Here is a 19,549-nt window from a genome sequence, read left to right as displayed (position 1 = left end):
TCCTCTATGAACCTAATGTACGTGTACTTGTTGCTAACGGCGGAAGAAACACTGATGTTCTAATGACTGCTTCTGGCTGTCTTTTCCCATTTAAAAAAATAGCCGCACTCGACCCTCCAGCACCTGCATATACTTTTGCTACAGCTAAAGGCGAGATATCATAACAGTCGCCGACATTAACAGCTCCTGTATTATTCATAATTTTTACTTTACGCAAATTAATCCCCATTTACCCCTCCTCCTTTTTATACTGTATGCAAAAGAAAAAAACTTGAAACAGACTCGTTTCAAGTTTTTAACTATTAACTATTTCGTTTCACCTTCATATTGAAGCATACCGCCAACCATATTCACTGTTTTAAATCCTTGCTCATTTAAATAATGACATACATTTTCACTGCGCATTCCTGAACGACAAATAAAGATATATTCATTCTCTTTATTAAAGAAATCTACTTTATGTGGGATATCGCCCATTTTAATATGTACAGCTTCTGGAATCTTTCCTGCCGCTACTTCTTCATCTTCTCTTACGTCTACTAAAAATAACGTTTCTCCATTTTCTAAACGCTCTTGTACCTCTTCTGTAGTAATCGTTTTAACTTCTGTCATATGTAGTTCCTCCTTATATACAATAAAACCTTTAGTTTCTTTTTCACAAACATTCTCTACCAATTTTAGCACGCAAAAGAAAGAACGCAAAGAATCGAAAAACTATTTCTCAATTTTCTCGCAAAACTTATTCTTTACAAACATAACTCTTGCATTGTATCCTCAATATACTTGTCTTATGAAAGGAGCCAATGAAAATGACACTTTCCCTTTTCATAATGGGCATCATTTTCTTAATCGCTGCAATTATTACTCTTAGTATGAAAAATACTAAAAAAATAAAATCACCCCAAGAAATGTCATTCTTATTTCTATTGCTTAGTATCGCATTCTTCGGTATAGCAATTGCCACATATATTTTCCGTCTACAAATCATGTAAAAAAAGGTGCCTACTACAAACATTGCACCTTTTCCCCATCATTTGTCTTCTAAACAAAACTAGATACTTTCCGATTTAAAAATTCATAAACTTTCTTTTCAAATAAATGAATATCAAATGCTCCCGCCATATGCCCATTTATACTTTCTATCTCATACACTTCCGCATACTTCCCTTGTTTTTGCAAAATATCTACCATTTTATAGTTGTAACGAGACGGCTGAAGCAAATCTTGTTTACATGGAATCATAAGTACATTCGCTTCTATGTTAGAAAGAGATTCTTCTAATGAAGAAAAACCATGTGCAATATCATGCAATAAAACTGCCTTTGCAGTATACATCCATGAATTTGCATCTACTAACTCTATACTTCTATATGTCGCTTTATTTATCTCTTTTTCAAATGATGTTAGTGTAGAAAACTTTTCATAAGGTTCTATCTCTATACTATTACGAGGAAATGCCATTTCATAAAAATGCTCATCAAACGCGTTCATAAACATCATTCTATTTGCTAAATGAAGCCCCTTTATCGGCTGCTCTTCTCCATATTTTCCACCTTTCCAACTTGGATCCAGTTGAATTGCTTCAATCGCATTTTGCGCTACGTTTACTGACGTAATAATTGGATTTTGTGGGTTCGTAATAACGCCAATCATCCGCTCTACCATATGTGGATAGTGAACCGCCCATTGTTGTGCAATCATTCCCCCTGCCGACGGTCCAATTACAGCGTGTAACCTTGAAATTCCCATACCTTTTATTAACTCATATTGCATACGAGCTACATCAAGAAATGTAAAAACCGGAAAATCCATAGCATATTCTTCTCCAGTTTCTGGATTAATCGATTTCGGTCCTGTTGTAATCACATATGGATTTCTCACCTGCACATTACAAAGATTATCTGTACATATAACAAAATACTTATTTGTATCAATTGCTTTTCCAGGTCCAATGAGCCCATCCCACCAACCAGACTCCTCATCATGCACTGTATATTTTCCTGCCGCATGACTTGTTGCACTAAAATAATGACAAACCAAAATCACATTTGACCTTTCTCTATTTAACGTACCATATGTCTCGTATCCCATTTGAACAGGAATTTCCCTGCCATTTTCAAACGTAAACCCTTTTAAAACAAACTTCTCCTTTTTTACAATTTGCACAAATTCTCCCTCTTCCCGTTATAGTATGAACTGCTTACTAAAGATTTTTTTCCATGCAAACTAATCTCCTTCTTCTTTTCATAAATAAATGAATAATATACAAAATTAGCCACAAAATAGCACTATATTACAAGATTAAAGAGGGTATACACATGATTTGGAATTGGTTACGTAAGAAAAAAAAATCAAATAAACCAGAAGCAAACGAAACAGATAATCAGGAGCAGCATTCTAACAATGAAGAGGATGATAACAAAGAACAGACTAGAAGTATGAAACATAATAAAGGTAAAAATCACGAACAAAAAGATTCTTCTCAGGATAAGCAACAAAGTACTAAACAAGAGGATTCCTCTCAGGATAAGCAACAAAGTACTAAACAAAAAGATTCTTCTCAGGATAAGCAACAAAGTACTAAACAAGAGGATTCCTCTCAGGATAAGCAACAAAGCGCTAAACAAGATGAACCTTCTCAGGATAAGCAACAAAACTCTAAACAGGATGATTCCTCTCAAGATAAGCAACAAAGTGCTAAACAAGAGGATTCCTCTCAGGATAAGCAACAAAACTCTAAACAAGATGACTCTTCTCAGGATAAGCAACAAAACTCTAAGCAGGATGATTCCTCTCAAGATAAGCAACAAAGTACTAAACAAGAGGATTCCTCTCAAGATAAACAACAAGGTGCTAAACAAGGTGATTCGTCTCAAGATAAACAACAAAACGCTAAGCAAGATGAACCTTCTCAAAGTAAGCAACAACACTCTAAAGGTAATAGTATTTATGATTTTACGAAACCAGAAAAAGACCGTATCCATTCTTTACAAAATTTAATAGAGAAGCTGAAAAAATCTAGTGATTTTGTGAATTATCATACATCCGACGATGAAACGATGCCTTATTGGATTTCTTACTATCGTCCTTCGCTTGATGGAGAGAAATTACAAAAATATTTAATGCCTACTCTTTTGGAACGACCTAATGCTTCACTAGAAGAGCTGAAAGAACATATTCCAATGAGCGGCATTACAATTACGAACGACTTACAAAAAATTGAGGATATGGTTTTAAAGGGGCATGCGATTATTCAATTGAATCAGCAAGATCAAAAATGTATGCTTGCAAACATTGCAATTGATAATTATCGTGCACCAACCCCTCCTTTAAACGAATCAACTGTTATTGGTCCGCAAGAAGGTTTCGTAGAAGATATTGATACAAACATTAATTTAGTTCGAAAACGTCTTCCTGTTTTAGATTTACAAACAAAAGAAATGATTATCGGCGAGTTTTCCAAAACAAAAGTTGTCATGATGTATTTAGACAACCTCGCTGAAAAAGATAATGTAGATTTTCTCGAGGAATCATTACGCGCTCTTGAATATGATCAAATTAATGATAGTGCTTATATACAAGAATTGATGGGTGAAAAATCGATTTTCCCTCTCTATATCAATACAGAACGCACTGATAGAGTTACAAAAGCACTAATTGATGGAAAAATCGCTATTTTCGTTGATGGTTCTCCAAGTGTTTTACTAACACCTGTATCCTATTTCGATTTTTTCATTTCACCAGAAGACTATAACGTCTCCTGGATGTACGCTACATTTTCAAGGATTTTAAGATTAATTGCCGTTCTATTTTCAATTTGCGCTACACCGTTATACGTTGCAGTTTTAAATTATCATTATGAACTTATTCCAAGTGATTTACTTGAAACTTTAATTTTATCAAGGGCACAAGTACCATTCCCACCTTTAATTGAAGCGCTCTTTTTAGAACTTGCAATTGATTTATTAAGAGAAGCCGGCGCAAGGTTACCGATGAAAGTCGGGCAAACACTCGGTATTGTAGGCGGTATCGTAATCGGGCAAGCATCTGTACAAGCTGGGTTAACGAGTAACATTTTATTAATTATCGTTGCACTATCAGCACTCGCTTCCTTTATTACACCTATTTATAAAATGGGTAATGCCGTTCGATTACTACGCTTCCCGTTTCTCATATTTGCAGAAATAGGTGGATTGTTCGGTATTTCTCTTGGATTTATCTTTTTATTTACTCATCTATTTAGACTTACTTCCTTACGTAAGCCGTACGCTTTGTTTTACCCGACAAGGCAACAATCAGTTAAAGATTCTTGGATCCGTTTTCCATTAACAATGATTGATACAAGAGATGTGCAAGCAAGACCACAACATGTAAAAAAAGCTGCGAAAGGAATTTCAACAAAACATAGATCGGATTTTGATGATTAAGAAACGAGGTGCATTGATGAGTAAAGTTCAAGAAAAATATCAAATATCTCCTATCTTTGTTTTCTTCTTAATTCACGGTGCACAGTTTGGTGCTGGAGTTCTTGGATTCGCTCGAATTATCGCAAAAGCTGCTGGATACGACGGCTGGATGGGGGTTATAATCACAGGAATTTTCATCCATATTCTTATATGGATGATGTATGTCTTATTAAAAGAAACAAATGGGAATTTAGTTGATTTACATCGGCAAACATTTGGAAAATGGCTAGGAAATGGCATTAGCATCATCTTTATGGCTTATTTTTTAATCGTCAGTATTTCGGTCATTCGAACATACGTTGAAATTATTCAAGTATGGATGTTTCCTACCGCTTCCACCTTTATGTTAACACTCTTTTTATGCTTAGTTAGTTATTACATTATTTCCTCTGGATTTCGTGTAATTACCGGTATTTGCGTCATCTCTGTTGGTGGTACATTAGGATATTTATTTCTAAGCTTATTCGTTTTGAAATATTCACATTGGGATAATTTACTACCTATATTCACACATTCTTTTTCAGACATTTTAAAATCCGCTCAACTGTCAATCTACAGTATGACCGGTTTTGAGATTTACCTCATGGTGTATCCATTTGTGAAAAAACCTATGCAATCTCATAAATTTGCTCAATACGGGGCACTATTTTCAAATCTTCTATATCTATTTAGCACCCTTTTAGCCTTTGCATTTTTTAGTGAAAAACAATTGTTAAAAACGATATGGCCCCAACTTTCTATGACCCAAGTCATTCAATTGCCATTCATAGAAAGACTCGAATATCTTGCAATTTCCGCTTATGCACTCGTTATTATTTCAAGTTTTATCCTCCCTTTATGGGCGTCAATGAGAGGAACTCATGAAATATTCCGTGTAAAACAAAGGGGTGTTTTAATTGCTTTTATCTTTATCACTCTCATTGTTTCGCAACTTTTAACCAACAGACACGATATTAATAACTTTATTAGTAATGTATCAAAAGTTAGTTTTTGGCTCATTTATGTATACATCCCAATTCTATTTATTATTGTGTGGGTGAAAAGAAAATGGAAAAAATCAAAAGCACAAGCAAATTAATACTTATTTCTTGTATAACATTATTCAGTCTAACTGGATGTTTACAAAAAAATATTATCGATGATGTACAGCTTATTCAAGGAACCGTTTTTGATGTCGCAAAAGATAATAAAGTAAAAGTGACATTCGTTTGTCCCATTCAGAAAAAAGGAAATAAAGTGCAAGTTTTTGAAGGCAGTGCAAATGCAGTAAAACAAGTAAAAGCAGACACATCTTTAGAGTCTTCTCAACCATTTGCTAGCGGACAAATGCGTGTCGCTCTATATACGATAAGACTTGCTAAAACAGGAATGTCTACTTCATTCGATACATTACTTCGAGATGTGAATATAGGGAACGCTTTATATGCTGCTTTATTAGATGGGAATGGTACTGAACTTTTAAAAGGCAAATATTCGACTTCATACAACGTTGCAATTTATATAAAAAAATTGCTAGAACATAACATGGAGACCGGACCTTTACCAGCGGATAATCTACATATAGGAGCATTTCGCTATTATCAAGAAGGAAAAGACTACTATATTCCCATTCTAAAGAAACATGGTGATAAAATAAAAATTACCGGAATTGGCCTTTTTAAAAAGGATAAATATATCGGTAAAATTGCGGAAAAAGATATGTTCATATTTAAAGGACTGTTAGAGAAACATAAATTAGATTCACATGAATTTAAAACAGATTCTGCGTACGTAATGATTAATAATATTCGTTCTGTTCCAACTTACGATATAAAAATTAAAAACGGAAAGCCTTCTTTTTTCATTAACGTTCGTCTTGATGCACGTATTCAAGAACTATCAAAACAAATTAACTTAGAAAATAACAAGAACACAAAAAACATTGAAAAAGATGTCCAAAAACAATTAGATAAACAAGCTGCTAAGTTAATTAAGCAACTTAAATCTTTAGGCGTCGATCCTCTCGGGCTAGGTGCAAAGTATAAGCAACATTATCGCCCATTCAAATTAGAAGAATGGAGACAAATGTATAAAGATGTTCCTGTCCATATAAAATACACCGTAAATATTACAAATTCTGGTGTCATTGAATGAGAAATGATTGAACTCCTCTCTCCAGCATGATACAACGGAGAGAGGAGTTTTTTATTATCAAATAGAGAGAGAAGATATTTATGGGGGAGCTTATGTCTAAAAAATTAGTAAAGCCTATTTTAAATGGTATTTTATTTCTCGGCGTCTTTTTATTTGCTCATACATACTTAAAAAATGTTTCCTTCACACGTTATTTACTTGTCGTTATACCAATGTTGCTCGTTGGTATGTTTGGCATCGACCTTATTTTATCCATTTTAATAAAAAAAGAAGAATAACGAGCGAACATCTTATTTCGATAAGATGTTCTTTTCATTTCATAATCACCTTATGTTACAATAAACTTCGGCATAACGTAAGAAAGGATGAAACAACATGACAAACGAAAAAGGTTTAGATAAAGGATACGAACTTGTTGCGAAAATGCATGAAGTATTCGGACATCCTGTAACAAATACTCCAACAAAATTAACGGAAGAGCGCGCAAAAATCCGTGCAAGTTTTATGCAGGAAGAACTAGAAGAATTTCTAGAAGCAACGACTGTTGAAGATCAATACGATGCACTGATTGACCTTATTTACTTTGCATTCGGCACGTTTGCCGAAATGGGCGTACGTCCTGATAAAGGATTCGAAATTGTAAATAACGCAAACATGGCAAAACTATTCCCTGACGGGAAACCTCGATTCCGCGAAGGTGACGGTAAAATTCTAAAACCTGAAGGCTGGCAAGCACCAGAACCACAACTTCGTGCTGAAATCGAACGTCAACGCCAAGAAGCTGAAAAAAACTGCTAGGATTTCCTAGCAGTTTTTTATTATGTCTTTTTTTCTGGCAATCATTAATGACCCACGTGTCCCGCATGTCCTGCAGCTCCACTAATGCTAGCCGCTCCTGCTGCTGCCCCCGCTCCTCCTGCTCCAATTCCACCTGTCCAAGGAGAAGATTGTTGTTGTTGATACTGTTGGTATTGTTGGTGTTGTTGGCCTTGGTAACCTTGATGACCATGTTGACCTTGGTGACCGTGGTGGCCTTGATGGCCGTGATGATGTACTTGTTGTTGATGATGTCCATGATGACCGTGGTGACCTTGGTGGTGATGGTGTCCATGATGACCGTGGTGACCTTGGTGGCCGTGGTGGCCATGGTGATCTTGATGAATTTGATAAAGGACAGCCTGCGGATGTATATGATGGTGGCCGTGGTGATGTACTTGTTGTTGATGATGTCCATGATGACCGTGGTGACCTTGGTGGTGATGGTGTCCATGATGGCCATGGTGTCCTTGGTGGTTATGGTGTCCATGATGGCCATGGTGTCCATGATGGCCATGGTGTCCATGATGGCCATGGTGGCCGTGGTGGTGATGGTGTCCATGATGGCCATGGTGTCCATGATGGCCATGGTGTCCATGATGGCCATGGTGTCCATGATGGCCATGGTGACCTTGATGATGGTGTCCATGATGACCGTCGTGGTGGCCATGGTGACCGTAAAAACCTTGTGGATAACCACCTACTCCTCCAACGAAAGATGGGAATGTAGTTGGTACGCCTACTGGTACTCCTCCCGCTGCTCCGCCTACAAATGTTGGGATTCCTGTTTGCACTCCAGCTACTGATGATGGAAATCCTCCTGTTAATGTTGGAATTCCAGTTTGTGCTCCAGCTACTGATGTGGAAAATCCTCCAGGTGTTCCACCCATCCAGCTCGGAATTCCGCCATATCCTTGTTGTCCGCCTCCCATTAACATCATTTGTTCATAACTATCCGATCCACCTCCGAAAAAGCCATGTGGTGCATTATTGTCCATCCCTTTCATCCCTTTCACCTCTTCTACTCAATTTAGCCTACCTTTTTTATCATATTTCCTATAGAAAAATAGGTGTTTGTCTGTATTGGAATTCCGCTCTTTTATTTGTACGTATTGGAATAATTGAAAACTTAGACTAGGGTGATCCAGAGATTATTTTCTACACAAAAAAGCTCAGAGTATACATACTCTGAGCTTTTATTTAGAATAAATTAATTTGCAACAACATTAACAAGTTTTCCAGGAACAACAATTACTTTACGAACTGTTTTCCCTTCAATTTGGTCTTGAATTGCTTCAAGTGCAAGTTGTTCCATTTCTTCTTTTGATGCGTCTTTACTCATTGTTAGTTTTGCGCGAACTTTACCCATAACTTGAACAACAATTTCAACTTCATCTTCTACAAGTTTAGACTCATCAAATGTTGGCCAGCTTGCATATGTGATTGTTTCATTGTATCCAAGTTTGCTCCATAGCTCTTCCCCGATATGAGGTGCAACTGGTGCAATCATTTTTACGAAACCTTCTACATATTCTCTCGGAAGTGTTTCAGCTTTGTATGCATCGTTGATGAATACCATCATTTGAGAAATCGCTGTGTTGAAGCGAAGCTCTGCATAGTCTTCTGTTACTTTCTTCACTGTTTGATGGTAAGCTTTTTCAAGCTCTTTATTTGGTGCGTCAGTAATTTTCTCACTTAATTCACCGTTATCTTGAACGAATAGACGCCATACGCGGTCTAGGAAACGACGAGCTCCGTCAAGACCATTTTCAGACCAAGCAATTGAAGCATCTAATGGTCCCATGAACATTTCGTATAGACGAAGTGTATCTGCACCGTGGCTTGCTACGATATCATCAGGATTTACAACGTTACCTTTTGATTTACTCATTTTCTCGTTGTTTTCACCTAGAATCATACCTTGGTTGAATAATTGTTGGAATGGCTCTTTCGTTGGAACTACACCGATATCGTATAATACTTTATGCCAGAAACGAGCATATAGTAAGTGAAGTACGGCATGTTCTGCACCACCGATATAAATATCAACTGGAAGCCATTGTTTTACTTTTTCAGGATCTACAAGTGCTTCGCTATTGTTTGGATCGATGTAACGTAGGTAGTACCAGCAGCTACCAGCCCATTGCGGCATTGTGTTCGTTTCACGACGACCTTTTTTACCAGTCTCAGGATCAACAACATTTACCCACTCGTCAATGTTAGCAAGTGGTGATTCACCTGTACCTGAAGGACGGATGTTTTCTGTTTTCGGAAGAACTAATGGTAATTCCTCTTCTTTCACAGCTGTCATTGTACCATCTTCCCAGTGAATTACTGGAATTGGTTCACCCCAGTAACGTTGACGGCTGAATAACCAGTCACGTAGACGGTACGTTACTTTTTGATTTCCTGCACTCGTTGCTTCAAGCCATTCAATCATTTTTGCGATTGCTTCTTCTTTATTTAATCCATCAAGGAATGCTGAGTTTACGTGTGCACCATCACCTGTGTATGCTTCTTTCGTAATGTCTCCGCCTTTTACAACTTCCTTCATTGGAAGATTGAACGTTGATGCGAATTCATAGTCACGCTCATCATGAGCTGGAACTGCCATTACAGCACCTGTTCCGTAAGTTGCAAGAACGTAATCCGCGATCCAGATTGGTAATTTCTCACCATTTACTGGGTTAACTGCGTAAGCACCAGTGAATACACCAGTTTTCTCTTTCGCAAGTTCTGTACGCTCTAGGTCACTCTTCATTTTTACAGAATTAATGTAAGCTTCTACCGCTTCTTTTTGTTCAGCAGTTGTAATATCAGCAACAAGTGCATGTTCCGGAGCAAGTACACAGTAGCTTGCACCGAATAATGTATCAGGACGCGTTGTGAAAACTGTGAACTTCTCGTCTGTACCATCGATGTTGAAGTGTACTTCTGCACCTTCAGAACGACCGATCCAGTTACGTTGCATATCTTTTAAGCTTTCTGGCCAATCAAGCTCATCTAGATCTTCTAATAGACGATCTCCGTAAGCTGTAATTTTTAACATCCACTGTCTCATCGGACGACGTTCAACTGGATGTCCACCGCGCTCACTCTTACCATCGATGATCTCTTCGTTTGCAAGTACTGTACCAAGTGCTGGGCACCAGTTTACAGGTACTTCATCAACGTAAGCTAAGCCTTTTTCAAATAATTTTAGGAAAATCCATTGTGTCCACTTGTAGTAGTTTGGATCTGTTGTATTTACTTCACGGTCCCAATCGTAAGAGAAACCTAATGATTTAATTTGATTACGGAATGTATTAATATTATGCTCTGTAAATTCAGCTGGGCTGTTTCCAGTATCAAGTGCATATTGTTCTGCTGGAAGACCGAATGCATCCCATCCCATTGGATGAAGAACGTTATATCCTTGCATACGCTTCATACGAGATAAAATATCTGTCGCTGTATAACCTTCTGGATGTCCTACGTGTAGACCTGCACCTGATGGATATGGGAACATATCTAGTGCATAAAATTTTGGTTTTTCTGTCTCATCTGGCGTACGGAATGTTTTATTCTCTTCCCAGTACCCTTGCCACTTCTTCTCAATTTCTTGATGATTAAAGCTCATGAGATACCCTCCTTAAAATTCTATTTATTTTCACCGCCCAAAATACAAAAAACCTCTCATCCCTAGAAAGGGACGAGAGGTTATAGATTCCCGCGGTACCACCCTAAATTAATGTACAAATATACATTCGCTTAGATCCGTAACGTGGATTAACGGCAATTGCTACTATTAGTTTCACAACTGCAACTCAAAGGCGAGTTCATAACGAAACGTGGATTGACTTGCACCGACCGTCAACTCTCTAAACCAGCTTCTATTACTACTACTCCTTCTCACTGTTATTACACATATAAGTTAAGTGAACTATCCTTCACCTAGTATCTCTTAAGAGCTTACTTAAAGCGAGGACTTCTCGGTTAATCGTTACTCTTAATAACTAACGAATTCATCTTAAGACAGCCGAGCTATCTCCCTTGTTCTAAAGGTTGTTTTATTTAAATATATTCTAAAACATGTTACATGTTCCGTCAAACTAAACTGCAATTTTTTCTTTAACTGTTTCTTCTACTTTTACTCGTTTATCATAAATGCTCGTTGCTATAAGCGCTACTACAAGCATTACCATGATTGCTATAAACAATACTTCCATATTGTATAAATCCACGATTGCTCCGCCAACGACCGGTCCGAACATTTTCCCTACAGTCGCCGCACTATTTACGACACCTTGATAAAATCCTAATTTATCTTTTGGTGCAAGTATATTTGCAATCGTTGGAACCGCAGGCCATACAAATAACTCACCAATTGTTAATGTTACCATCGCAACGAGGAACATCGTAAATTGCTGCGCTTGACTTAACACAATGAATGACGCCGCAAAAATGAAGATTCCAATCATAATTTGTTGTTTTAAAGAACGCTTCATCCAACGAATTAGCATACTAACAAGTGGTTGCGCACAAACAATCATCGCTCCGTTTATCGTCCATAGTAAACTATAGTGACGAAGGCTAATATTCAATTCTTGCATATGTGTTGCAATCGCTCCTTGCCACTGTACGTATGTAACCCAGCATAAAGCATATGCTACACACACGATAAGAAGTGCTTTAAATCCAGGTGTAAGTGACCACCCTTTTTTCGTTTCGACTTCTTTTTGCACTCCTGGCTCTTTCTTGTCTTCCATACCGCGGAATCCAATAAAAGCAATTAAAAAGAAAACAAAGTATAAAATAAAATTCGCTAAGAAAATATAATCAAAACGATACGATGCAACTAATCCACCACATGCTGTTCCGATCGCAATACCAACATTTTGTCCAACGTACATCGCATTAAATGCCCGTCTTCCGCCTTCTGGCCAAACCGTACCAACCATCGCATACATCGATGGGAAGACCATTCCAGAACCGAAGCCGATTAACGCTAGCCATACAACATATAACGGCCAACCGTGGAAGAACACAAGACCTAAAATCGATACAAGTGTAATCACAATCCCTACTAAAGTTGATTTATAACCGCCCCATTTATCAAATAAAACACCGCCGAGCAAGTTTCCGATTACACCAGTAAGCGAATTGATCATTAATACCATTCCGGCCACAGATAAAGATTTTCCTAGGTGATCATGCAAATAAATTGTATTAAAAGGCCATAAAAAAGAAGCACCCGTGACATTAATAATCATCCCAGCTACTAATAGCCATACTTTCCTTGGCATAGTTTCCCCTCCTATTCTATTTTTTTCGTTCATATATATAACAGTAAAATTGTAGTCGTTTTTAAATAGGAAGGCAACTGATTAATAGTTGATGAAATTCAGATAATGGTTTTGCGGTAAATGAAATTATATTGATTGCTTCTTGGATTATATCAGCGATTATTAAAATATATCGACTTACCGACAAAAAATGACAACAGTAACAATGTATAAAGAGGCTGCATGAAGTTCATGCAGCCTCTTTATACTATCCAACTTCCTTTTCTCGCTTCGCACTTTCTTTAGCGCTCCATTTAAATATTTTATCTAATAAGGAATATATTCTCCCAGATTCTTTCGTTAACAAAGGTCCTAACGATGCCAATATTAAAACATATAAAGCAGAGAACGGTTTAATCGCTGCCATTAAGCCGCCCGCGATTCCAATATTCGCGACGATAATGGAAAATTCTCCGCGTGATACAAGTGTTAAACCGATATTCGTAGAAGCCTTATGCGATAACCCAGCTTTACGCCCCGCAACCATTCCAGCAGTAAAATTACCGATAAGAGTAATAAAAACTGCTCCTAATGCCAACCACACTGCTCCTCCAAGTGAAAATGGGTCTATACTTAAACCGAAGCTGAAAAAGAATATAGCTCCAAAGAAATCACGAAACGGAACAACGAGCTGTTCAATTCGATCACTATGCTCTGTTTCAGAAAAGACGAGCCCCAATAATAATGCTCCAATCGCCTCCGCGACATGAATCGTTTCTGAAAATCCTGCTACAAAGAACAAAATAGCGAATATTACGATAATAAAAATTTCATTGGACGAAATATCTAACATTTTATTTAAAAATCGTGTAGCTTTTCTAGCAACTACAAAGAATAGTAGCATATACCCTACTGCGATTAAAATAGATGTAAGAGCCCCTACAAGTGACGTTGCCCCTCCGAGTACTAATCCTGAAACGACTGATAAATATACGGCTAAAAAGATATCATCAAACATAATGATTCCTAAAATTAGCTCCGTCTCTTTATTACCAGATCTTCTTAAATCAACAATTACTTTCGCAACAATTGCACTCGATGAAATTGTTATAATCCCAGCAATAATTAATGTTTCTAATAAGGGGAAACCCATTATATATCCGTAAAGTAAACCTAATATAAAATTAAGCGATATATGAACAGTTCCCCCAAAAGCAATTGATTTTCCTGATTTAATTAATTTTTTAATTGAGAATTCTAAGCCTAAATAGAATAAGAGGAATATAACGCCAACACGGCCGAGGAAGGAAATAACTTCTCCGCTTTCAATAAATCTTAAATCGATAAGCCCTAAATCTGGCGCATGTGGCCCCACTAGCATACCGAGGATAATGAGAAACGGAATAATCGAGAACTTTAACTTTGCAGCGAGAATAGCTGCAAAAGCGACTAATACTAACGCAGTCCCAACTTCAAAGATTAAAGTATCCATCGATTATGAATCCCCTCCTACTGAAAGCAACTCATTAATAATTCTTTTTACTTCATGTCTTTCACCTGATAGTACGAGCATATCGCCAGCTTCAATGATAGAATCTGGGCCTGGATTAAAGAACTTCTTCATATTCTTTTTCAAAATGGCAATAATCGTTACGTTATATGTGTTTCGGACATGTAAACTACCAATTGTTTTTTGTACGACTGGTGCATTATTTTCCACCTTAAACCACTCAATTGATAATCCTTCAAAGGCCATTTCAATCGTATCTAAAGCTTGTGGTCTATATACCATTCCGCCCAATATAGCTGCAATTTGTCTCGCTTCGGAATCACGAAGAGAGACGCTTGAAATACTCTCCTCATGATCAGCATCAAAATGGTACATTTCTCTTCGGCCATCATCATGAATAACGATAACCATCTTTTCATTACCTTTTGTAATCACTTCAAACTTACATCCAATACCCGGCAGTTCACTCTCTCTAATATTCATATTTTCCGCCTCCTAATTCTTTTAGTTACGGCTTTTATAAATCGACATCAATCTCCGTTTTAAAGGTCTCATCCTTTGAAATACCTAAATACTTTAGCGTCTCTGATGGAGTCGCGTGATGAAAATGTTTTTGTAACAGCGCAATCGCTATCCCTCTTTTGTACGCATGAAATCCGAACGTTTTTCGCATTGAATTCGTTCCGATCTTACCAACAACTCCAACTGCTTCTGCAGCATTATGAATTACACGATACGCTTGTTGGCGCGTAATTGAATTTGGCGTTTTATTAGATTGAAATACGTAATTTTCTCTTTTAATGCCAATAGATTGTACGTAATCTAAAAGCGCTTCTTTTACTTTTGTATTTAAATAAATATCTTGTTTGAATTTTTCATCTTTCACAGGAAGAGTATAAAACTCTTTAACAGTCCCATCTTCATTTAATACATCTTCAAATTTCATGCTAAGTAATTCTGTAATTTTTAATCCTGTGTTAATTCCAATAACAAATAAAAGATAATCTCGCTGGGAGTGCTCTTTTAAATATTTTTTCATAGCCTCAATTTGGCTTATATCTTTTAATGCCTCTACAACTTCCATACATGTATTCTCCTCATCTTATGAACGGTAATTTTCTCATTATGTTGTCCATTTTACCTTATCATGCTATGAGATTTCCATGTGTTATCCATTATTTTCACAATATACTCAGGTGGTTCTGAAAACTTTCAATGTGGAAACTTACGATTGTATAAATACGTTGCGGTAAAAAATGTGGGGATAAAAGCTTAGCTTCTTTCTACAGATTGGATTCCTCCTTTCCTTATACAGCTACTTCTACTTTTATATAAAGTTACTTACTTGCATTATATTATATATTTCAGTAACATTAAAGTGTTTTTTCTGAAAATAATAAAAACCGAGCGTTTTTGCTCGGTTTTTATTATTAATCTTCTTTCGGAAGAACAATTCCTTTATACAATTGAACTGTAATAAGGTAATAAATCGTGTAAATAACTACGAAAATTACGATTGGTACCCAAATACGGAAGTACGGATCAAGTAAAATAAATCCGAAAATATTCATACCAACTAATACGTGAGCAATACCTACAATTGCTGGGAATAAGAATACTAAGAATAACTCTTTATAAATTGATTTTGTTAATAATTCACGGCGTACCCCGATTTTACGAAGCATTTGATAACGCGTAATATCTTTTGAGGCACCAGAAAGAATTTTGAACATTAAACAACTTGCCATCATTGCTAAGAAAGCAATTCCAAGGAAGAAGCCCATAAATACTGTTCCGCTCGCAACACCATAGAACATGTCGTAAGATTGATATTTACTGTTCATTCTTTCAGCTGTTACATTTTTATATTTATCTAATTGCAACTCGTCAAGTTTTTTCCATTCTTTTGTATATGTTAAGAAATCATCTGCTTTTCCGATAAATGCTATACCTTCTTTACCACTTATCCCATCGTACATTTTTTGATCTACAATTTTAATTGCATGATCTTCATATATATAATATGGATGAATTGTGCTAAAAGCATCGACCCATTCTTCTGGAAGTTCTTTAGCGTTCGCATCTTTTTCATTCATTTCTCTAGAAACTGCGCCTACTGGTAATTCCTGTGAAGCCTTCTTCGTATTTACTAAATCCTTCATCGACTTCATATTTTCCATATCTTTTACTAAAGGACGATTTTTCTCTAAATCTTCTTTTACATAGTAAACGTATTTATCATCTACTTTGTAACGATATTCACTTTTCTCTTTAAATGTAATACCGTCTAAAATTTTCTTTTCTTCAGCTGTCGGATTATGAACTACTGAATCATAGATTACTAAACCATCAACCATTTTTATAACGTTATTTTTAAACGCCATACCACCTGAAATCGCACCAGCTCCAAGAGCAACTAACATCGCTACTGTTGCAAGTACTTTCGTTAAGCTATTAATACGGAAATTTAATTGTGCAAATGTAAAAGCGTTAAGTCCTTTTTCACTACGCTTTTTATTACTTTTTAACTTTTTAATAATAACTGGAAGAAGTGATCCAAATAACATGTAAGTACCAGCTGTTGTTGTAATTAATGCAATAAGGATTCCCATTTCTCTTAGTTTTTCCATGTAAATCATTGATGCATAGCCAATTCCTAATAAAATAACCGCAAGGAATGCAACTAAGCCTGTCATTTTTCCTTTTACCGCAACACGTTCTGTTTGTGCATCTGCATGTACAAGTTGCAATACAGAAATACGTGATAACTTAATACTGTTCATAATTGCTGATAGTACAAATAGTGCAAAGAAGAAGATACAAGTAACAGTCATAGATGGCAGATAAAATGCTTTATAGCCTTCACCAGCAAATTCTAATTGTTTCATTAATAATTGACCGATACCTTCTGCAAGTCCTACACCAACTGTAATACCGATTGCAAGAGACGCAGCGCCTAATACGATTGTTTCAATAAACATAAGTAATGTAACTTTATGCTTTTTTGCTCCTAACATCATATACATACCAAACTCTTTTTGACGAAGAGATAGTAAGAAAGAGTTCGCATATAAAATATAGAAGAACGTTATGATTGCTAGTAAAAATGAACCTGCTTGGAATACAAATCCGATTGATTTAATCACTGAATTAGATTCAAGAAATGATTCATTTAGTGCTAACGTTTGAAACATATAAAAGATTGAAATCGACATGACAAGACCAACAAGTAAGACGATGTAATCTTTTAGCTTACTCTTTAGTCCTGACATGGAAAGTTTGAATAACATGCTCTAGAACCTCCTTTCTTACGCTTTTTGTGTGCCTAAGTCCGCAAGCACATCTAAAATTTCTTTATAAAACTCTTCACGTGTACCACCGCGGTGAATTTCTTTATATAGCTCACCATCTTGAATGAATAAAATACGCTGACAGTAACTTGCACTGTATGGATCATGTGTAACCATCATAATAGATACGCCTTGATCTTTATTTAAGTTTGTCATCGCATCAAGTAAACTCGTTGCATTTTTAGAATCAAGCGCTCCTGTTGGCTCGTCCCCTAAAATAATTGCAGGCTCATGCACTAAAGCACGCGCTGCTGCCGAACGCTGCTTTTGCCCACCAGATACTTCAGATGGGTACTTTTGAAGTATTTCTGTAATTCCTAACATATCCGCTACTTTCTCGACTTTTGGTCCAATGTTACGTGATGGAACACCTTGCAAGGAAAGTGGAAGTGCAATGTTTTCATAAATAGATAAGTTTTCTAACAAATTAAAATCTTGGAAGATGAATCCTAATTTTTGTGAACGGAAATCAGAAAGCTCACCTTGCTTCATTTTCGTAATATCCGTACCCGCAATTTCAACAACGCCGCCCGTTGCTTTATCAAGTGTTGAAATTACGTTTAATAATGTCGTTTTACCAGAACCAGATGGTCCCATAATCCCTACAAACTCACCCTCTTGAATTGAGAATGAAACACCTTTTAACGCATGTGATTGGTTCTCACCTTTTTTACCGTACACTTTTTGGACGTTTTTTACGTCTACAACTGGTTTCGTCATATATATCCTCCTACGCTTGTTTTTCCATTACCTATTTTGCGCCTTTTGGAAGTGAACTGCTATTTGTTAACATTACATTTACCTTACACTTTTGTAATATAAAGAAGGTGGGCATGTAAGTTTGGCTTTTACTACTTTGAATATTAGTGACATATTGAATCGGTAAATGAAATTATATCAGTGATTTTTCAAATATATCGGCGCAACTACAAAAGCTGAAAATAAAAATAGGCTGCTCCATAAAAAAGGAATAGCCCATTTCTCTCTCTATTTCTTTAAAGGTGTTACCGTCCAATACGTAACAACTCGCCAAATCCATTCTAATGGACCCATTTTAAAGATTTTCATCCAAATTACGCTAAATACAATTTGAATTGCATAAATTGCAATACACACATATAAAGTCTGCATGTACGTTAAGTTTTCTGCAAAGTTAAATACACTTCCTGCGATTAAAATCATTGCAGTTTGTCCAATATAATTCGTTAAAGCCATGCGGCCATAATATTTCAGTGGTGCTAACAATGTTTGAACTGGTTTTAATTGAAGTAGTAAAATTAATGCTCCAACATAGAAAGCTGAAATAATTGGTCCAACTGTAACGCCAATTTTTAAAAATTGACTTGCGGCATCCATTGTCCCATCCTCATTCATAAGTATCATGTTCACAAATGGATTAGCAGGAACGTACCCATATTGATACCATACAGCTATGACACTTAAAACAAACATAATACCTGTAAAAATAGCGACTTTCTTTATATTTTGCGCAAGGTTTTCAAATACACGATATTGTCCTGCAGCAAGTCCTAATAAAATTAAACCAAGTGGTAATAGTTCTTTAACTCCCATTACACTGAAGGCAATTGTCAAAATAAGTCCTAGTACTAGGTTCACTTCTTTTTTCGCTTTATAAAACGGTAAAACGATTAACCCGCAAATTGCGTATAACGCTAGTGCTTCTCCAGGCTGAAACATTTGATGAATTAAACCAAAAATAAATAGTGCAACTAAGCGGCGTAAAAATAAAACATAGCCATTTTTCCCTTTCGCAATCGCTCTTGAAATAAAGATATAAAATCCCACTCCAAATAAGAATGAGAAGATTGAGAAGAAACGACCTTCTACAAATAAGTATAAAAATCTTTGATAGCTAGCATCCACTGTGCTAGGATCTGGAATTTTAATGTTAAGTAGTGCGAGAATATTTACTAAAATAATCCCTAGTAATGCAAAGCCACGAATGTAATCTAACTCATCAATTCGCTTGTTTATAATATTGTTCCCCAT

General features: G+C 36.4%; 18 protein-coding genes and 1 other annotated feature. Of the genes, 6 read left to right on the top strand and 12 right to left on the bottom strand.

What is annotated here, in order from left to right; all coding sequences use genetic code 11:
• Window positions 1–4 precede the first annotated feature (4 nt).
• Together ACS2QP_RS14930 and ACS2QP_RS14925 are read right to left on the bottom strand one after the other, a co-directional pair.
• On the bottom strand, window positions 5–229 hold the full coding sequence (locus ACS2QP_RS14930) for a spore germination protein (RefSeq protein WP_000512468.1): 225 nt from the start codon (window positions 227–229) through the stop codon (window positions 5–7).
• Window positions 230–306: 77 nt separating this feature from the next.
• Window positions 307–612: a rhodanese-like domain-containing protein gene (locus ACS2QP_RS14925; protein ID WP_000141207.1), complete on the bottom strand. Its 306-nt coding sequence runs from the start codon at window positions 610–612 to the stop codon at window positions 307–309.
• A gap of 197 nt (window positions 613–809) precedes the next feature.
• On the opposite strand from ACS2QP_RS14925, the gene ACS2QP_RS14920 reads away from it, so the two are divergent.
• Window positions 810–992, top strand: a complete 183-nt coding sequence (locus ACS2QP_RS14920; RefSeq protein WP_000175905.1) for a hypothetical protein — start codon at window positions 810–812, stop codon at window positions 990–992.
• A gap of 49 nt (window positions 993–1,041) precedes the next feature.
• Here the strand turns inward: ACS2QP_RS14920 and ACS2QP_RS14915 are convergent, their stop codons facing one another.
• On the bottom strand, window positions 1,042–2,166 hold the full coding sequence (locus ACS2QP_RS14915; protein WP_001167639.1) for an alpha/beta fold hydrolase: 1,125 nt from the start codon (window positions 2,164–2,166) through the stop codon (window positions 1,042–1,044).
• 152 nt (window positions 2,167–2,318) lie between these two features.
• Between ACS2QP_RS14915 and ACS2QP_RS14910 the strand changes: the two genes are divergently transcribed.
• The 5 genes from ACS2QP_RS14910 to ACS2QP_RS14890 all read left to right on the top strand — a co-directional run bounded on the left by ACS2QP_RS14910 (window position 2,319) and on the right by ACS2QP_RS14890 (window position 7,397).
• Entirely contained in the window at window positions 2,319–4,427 is a 2,109-nt protein-coding gene (locus ACS2QP_RS14910; protein ID WP_438882564.1) for a spore germination protein, read from the top strand.
• Between the two features lie 16 nt (window positions 4,428–4,443).
• Window positions 4,444–5,544, top strand: coding sequence for a spore germination protein (locus ACS2QP_RS14905; RefSeq protein ID WP_000049052.1), 1,101 nt, complete (start codon window positions 4,444–4,446; stop codon window positions 5,542–5,544).
• The gene (gene gerHC, locus ACS2QP_RS14900; RefSeq protein ID WP_438882563.1) at window positions 5,514–6,599 is read left to right on the top strand and encodes a spore germination protein GerHC; all 1,086 of its coding nucleotides are present in this window, start codon (window positions 5,514–5,516) and stop codon (window positions 6,597–6,599) included. The genes ACS2QP_RS14905 and gerHC overlap by 31 nt, the downstream gene beginning before the upstream one ends.
• A gap of 92 nt (window positions 6,600–6,691) precedes the next feature.
• Window positions 6,692–6,877 (top strand): hypothetical protein, encoded by a 186-nt coding sequence (locus tag ACS2QP_RS14895; RefSeq protein WP_000038783.1) that lies wholly within the window; start codon window positions 6,692–6,694, stop codon window positions 6,875–6,877.
• 97 nt (window positions 6,878–6,974) lie between these two features.
• Entirely contained in the window at window positions 6,975–7,397 is a 423-nt protein-coding gene (locus tag ACS2QP_RS14890; protein ID WP_000180554.1) for a hypothetical protein, read from the top strand.
• Between the two features lie 44 nt (window positions 7,398–7,441).
• Here ACS2QP_RS14890 and ACS2QP_RS14885 read toward each other — a convergent pair whose 3' ends face one another.
• The 9 genes from ACS2QP_RS14885 to ACS2QP_RS14845 all read right to left on the bottom strand — a co-directional run bounded on the left by ACS2QP_RS14885 (window position 7,442) and on the right by ACS2QP_RS14845 (window position 19,549).
• Window positions 7,442–8,422, bottom strand: a complete 981-nt coding sequence (locus tag ACS2QP_RS14885) for a hypothetical protein (RefSeq protein WP_438882562.1) — start codon at window positions 8,420–8,422, stop codon at window positions 7,442–7,444.
• Between the two features lie 203 nt (window positions 8,423–8,625).
• Entirely contained in the window at window positions 8,626–11,034 is a 2,409-nt protein-coding gene (gene leuS / locus ACS2QP_RS14880; RefSeq protein ID WP_000009453.1) for a leucine--tRNA ligase, read from the bottom strand.
• A 65-nt stretch (window positions 11,035–11,099) separates the two neighbouring features.
• Window positions 11,100–11,319: a binding site (T-box leader), on the bottom strand.
• A 187-nt stretch (window positions 11,320–11,506) separates the two neighbouring features.
• Complete coding sequence (locus ACS2QP_RS14875; protein WP_001137562.1) at window positions 11,507–12,700, bottom strand: MDR family MFS transporter; 1,194 nt, start codon at window positions 12,698–12,700, stop codon at window positions 11,507–11,509.
• Between the two features lie 247 nt (window positions 12,701–12,947).
• On the bottom strand, window positions 12,948–14,171 hold the full coding sequence (locus ACS2QP_RS14870) for a cation:proton antiporter (RefSeq protein WP_438882561.1): 1,224 nt from the start codon (window positions 14,169–14,171) through the stop codon (window positions 12,948–12,950).
• 3 nt (window positions 14,172–14,174) lie between these two features.
• Complete coding sequence (locus ACS2QP_RS14865) at window positions 14,175–14,672, bottom strand: cation:proton antiporter regulatory subunit (RefSeq protein WP_001026053.1); 498 nt, start codon at window positions 14,670–14,672, stop codon at window positions 14,175–14,177.
• Between the two features lie 34 nt (window positions 14,673–14,706).
• Window positions 14,707–15,273, bottom strand: coding sequence for a tyrosine-type recombinase/integrase (locus ACS2QP_RS14860; RefSeq protein WP_000454209.1), 567 nt, complete (start codon window positions 15,271–15,273; stop codon window positions 14,707–14,709).
• Window positions 15,274–15,619: 346 nt separating this feature from the next.
• The gene (locus ACS2QP_RS14855) at window positions 15,620–17,479 is read right to left on the bottom strand and encodes an FtsX-like permease family protein (protein ID WP_438882560.1); all 1,860 of its coding nucleotides are present in this window, start codon (window positions 17,477–17,479) and stop codon (window positions 15,620–15,622) included.
• A gap of 18 nt (window positions 17,480–17,497) precedes the next feature.
• Window positions 17,498–18,259, bottom strand: coding sequence for an ABC transporter ATP-binding protein (locus tag ACS2QP_RS14850; protein ID WP_000165844.1), 762 nt, complete (start codon window positions 18,257–18,259; stop codon window positions 17,498–17,500).
• A gap of 267 nt (window positions 18,260–18,526) precedes the next feature.
• Window positions 18,527–19,549: a DUF418 domain-containing protein gene (locus ACS2QP_RS14845; protein WP_438882559.1), complete on the bottom strand. Its 1,023-nt coding sequence runs from the start codon at window positions 19,547–19,549 to the stop codon at window positions 18,527–18,529.

It is taken from the genome of Bacillus cereus group sp. Bce019 (genome assembly GCF_051781745.1).
In the GTDB taxonomy this organism is placed as follows: domain Bacteria; phylum Bacillota; class Bacilli; order Bacillales; family Bacillaceae_G; genus Bacillus_A; species Bacillus_A cereus.
The sequence above is the reverse complement of the archived record's forward strand: the minus strand, read 5'-3'. Positions and strand labels throughout refer to the sequence as shown.